General features: G+C 72.8%; 3 protein-coding genes. 2 read left to right on the top strand and 1 reads right to left on the bottom strand.

The window, feature by feature from the left end:
• The first annotated feature begins 33 nt into the window (after positions 1–33).
• The gene (locus tag AB8Z75_RS34000; RefSeq protein WP_369208856.1) at positions 34–771 is read left to right on the top strand and encodes an ABC transporter permease; all 738 of its coding nucleotides are present in this window, start codon (positions 34–36) and stop codon (positions 769–771) included.
• A 167-nt stretch (positions 772–938) separates the two neighbouring features.
• Complete coding sequence (proC, locus tag AB8Z75_RS33995) at positions 939–1,742, top strand: pyrroline-5-carboxylate reductase (RefSeq protein WP_369208854.1); 804 nt, start codon at positions 939–941, stop codon at positions 1,740–1,742.
• On the opposite strand, the gene AB8Z75_RS33990 is transcribed toward proC, so the two are convergent.
• Positions 1,690–2,529 carry a DedA family protein gene (locus tag AB8Z75_RS33990; protein WP_369208852.1) on the bottom strand — a complete coding sequence of 280 codons (840 nt, stop codon included), beginning with the start codon at positions 2,527–2,529 and terminating at the stop codon, positions 1,690–1,692. The two genes, proC and AB8Z75_RS33990, sit on opposite strands and share 53 nt — an antisense overlap.
• Between the last annotated feature and the right edge of the window lie 214 nt (positions 2,530–2,743).

Raw genomic sequence — 2,743 nt, 5'->3', positions numbered from 1 at the left:
GCCCGCCCCCCACCGACGACCGCGAGGGACACCATGAACGCCTCCCGCACGCTCGCCACCGCGCGCCGCGTCCTGCGCCAACTCGGCCACGACCCCCGCACGATCGCGCTGCTGCTGCTCGTTCCGATCCTGCTGCTCGTCCTGCTGTACTACGTCTTCGACGCCGACCGCCGCGCCTTCGACAGCATCGGCGCCTCCCTGCTGGGCATCTTCCCGCTCGTGACGATGTTCCTGGTCACCTCCATCGCCACCCTGCGCGAACGCACCTCCGGCACCCTGGAGCGCCTGCTGTCCATGCCGTTGGGCAAGGCTGATCTGATCGTCGGCTACGCACTCGCCTTCGGCCTGCTGGCCATCGTCCAGGCGGCGCTCGCGACCGGCGTCGCCATCTGGTTCCTGGACCTGGACATCGCGGGCTCTCCCTGGCTGCTGCTCCTCATCGCCCTGCTCGACGCGCTTCTGGGCACCGCACTCGGGCTGTTCGTCTCGGCCTTCGCCGCCTCCGAGTTCCAGGTCGTCCAGTTCATGCCCGCGATGATCTTTCCGCAGATCCTGCTGTGCGGCCTGTTCGCGCCCCGCGGCAGCATGCAGCCCGTCCTGGAGGCGATCTCCAACGTGCTGCCCATGTCCTACGCCGTCGACGGCATGACCGAGGTCCTGCACCACACCGAGGCCACCGGCGACTTCGTCCGCGACATCGGCATCGTCGCGGGCAGCGCGCTCCTGGTCCTCGCCCTCGGCGCCGCCACCCTCCGCCGCCGCACGGCGTGAGCCGCCCCGGTGCGAGGATGGGCGGGACCCGGCGGGACCCGGCGGGAAGGCGTCCCCGGCGGGACGGCGTCTCCGGCGTCCCGGCCTCCCCGGTGGGAGGACACGTCCCCGCAACGCGGCACAACCCGGTACGACCAGGCACAACGAGGCACGAGGTGAAGCACTCCATGACCACCCAGAAAGTCGCGGTCCTCGGCACCGGCAAGATCGGAGAGGCCCTGCTCTCCGGCATGCTCCGAGGCGGCTGGTCGCCCTCCCGCCTCCTCGTCACCACACGGCGCCCCGAACGCGCGGCCGAACTGCGGGAGCGCTACGGCGTCGAGCCCGTCACCAACGCCGAGGCCGCCAAGGGCGCGGACACCCTCATCCTCACCCCCAAACCCCAGGACATGGCCGCGCTCGTGGACGAGCTGGCCCCCCACGTGCCCGCCGACCGGCTGGTCATCAGCGGCGCCGCCGGCATCACCACCCGCTCCCTCGAAGAGCGCCTCGCCGAAGGCACCCCCGTCGTCCGCGTCATGGCCAACACCCCCGCCCTCGTCGACGAGGCCATGTCCGTCATCTCGCCCGGCACCCACGCCACCGAGGCGCATCTCGCCCTCACCGACGAGATCTTCGGCGGCGTCGGCAAGACCCTCCGCCTCCCCGAGAGCCAGCAGGACGCCGCCACCGCGCTCTCCGGCTCGGGCCCCGCCTACTTCTTCTTCCTCGTCGAGGCCATGACCGACGCCGGCATCCAGCTCGGCCTGCCCCGCGACAAGGCGCACGAGCTGATCGTCCAGGCCGCGGTCGGCGCCGCCACCATGCTCCGCGACAGCGGCGAACACCCCGTCACCCTGCGCGAGAACGTCACCTCGCCCGGCGGTACGACGATCAACGCCATCCGCGAGCTGGAAAACCACCGCGTCCGCGCCGCCTTCATCGACGCCATCGAGGCCGCCCGCGACCGCAGCCGCGAGCTCGGGGGCTGACGGCGGGCCCGAAAGGGGGTGCCACCTGTACGTCGCCTGCGGACTGCGCGTCCGTTGTGGCTGGTCGCGCAGTTCCCCGCGCCCCTTCGGGGCGCTGCCCGCCCCGCGGAGCGTGAACAGTCCGCTCCCTGGGCCTCCGGCCGGGAAGCGCCCCAGTGCGCAGAGTGCGCCAGCACCGGGCCTGGCAACCGGCGCGCGCCCGCAGACCGCGCACGCCCTCGTGCACCAGCGTGATCGTGAAGGCCAGCGCCAGCCCGAGCGCCACCCCGTACAGCGGTGTCTCCTCGAACGCGGCCCCGCCCACATACCCCAGCCCGGCCGAGTAGCAGGCCCAGCTCACCACCGCCACGGCGTCGTACCGCGTGAAGGACCGGCGCGGAAAACCCGTCGCGCCGGTGGTGAGTGTGGCCGCCGTCCGGCCGCCCGGGATGTAGCGCGCCGCCACCAGGACGAGACCGCCCCGCTCGGCCAGCATCCGCCCCACCCGCTCGTACGCCCGCCAGGTGCGGCCCCCCTCCGTCAGCCGCGCCGTCAGCCGTGCCCCCGAGCGCCGTCCGATCAGGTACGAGACGTGGTCGCCGGCGAACGCGCCGAGCGCCGCCACCACGATCACCCAGAACAGCGCCGGGTCCCCCTGCGCCGCGGCGAACACCCCCAGTGTGATCACCAACGTCTCGCTCGGCACCACGGGGAAGAACCCGTCCAGCATCGCGATCCCGAACAGCGCCACGTACACCCACGGCGTGCTCACGAACCCCTCGACGGCATGCACTATCGCCTCGTTCATGCCCCGGAAGCTACGGAGCGCGCCAGGCGGCGAGCAGTGCACGATCGTCCCCGGCCACCCCCCACTTTCGTCAGGTGTGCCCGGCGGCGGCTCCCCGTACCGTGACGCACGTGAACGCCGCACCCACCCGCACCGGCCTCGGCCGCTTCACCGCGGCACTCCGCCGCCCCCGCAGCCGCGCCCTCCTCGCCGACCTGGCCCTGTGGCTGTTCAT

The sequence above is a fragment of the Streptomyces sp. PU-14G genome (assembly GCF_041028275.1).
Taxonomy (GTDB): Bacteria; Actinomycetota; Actinomycetes; order Streptomycetales; family Streptomycetaceae; genus Streptomyces.
Note: the sequence above shows the minus strand (reverse complement) of the source record. Positions and strands in the feature narration are given on the sequence as shown.

What these genes read in the sequence shown, in the direction of transcription:
- AB8Z75_RS34000 (WP_369208856.1), top strand. Translation starts at nt 34, where the DNA reads ATGAACGCCTCCCGCACGCTCGCCACCGCGCGCCGCGTCCTGCGCCAA.
- proC (WP_369208854.1), top strand. Translation starts at nt 939, where the DNA reads ATGACCACCCAGAAAGTCGCGGTCCTCGGCACCGGCAAGATCGGAGAG.
- AB8Z75_RS33990 (WP_369208852.1), bottom strand. Translation starts at nt 2,529, where the DNA reads ATGAACGAGGCGATAGTGCATGCCGTCGAGGGGTTCGTGAGCACGCCG.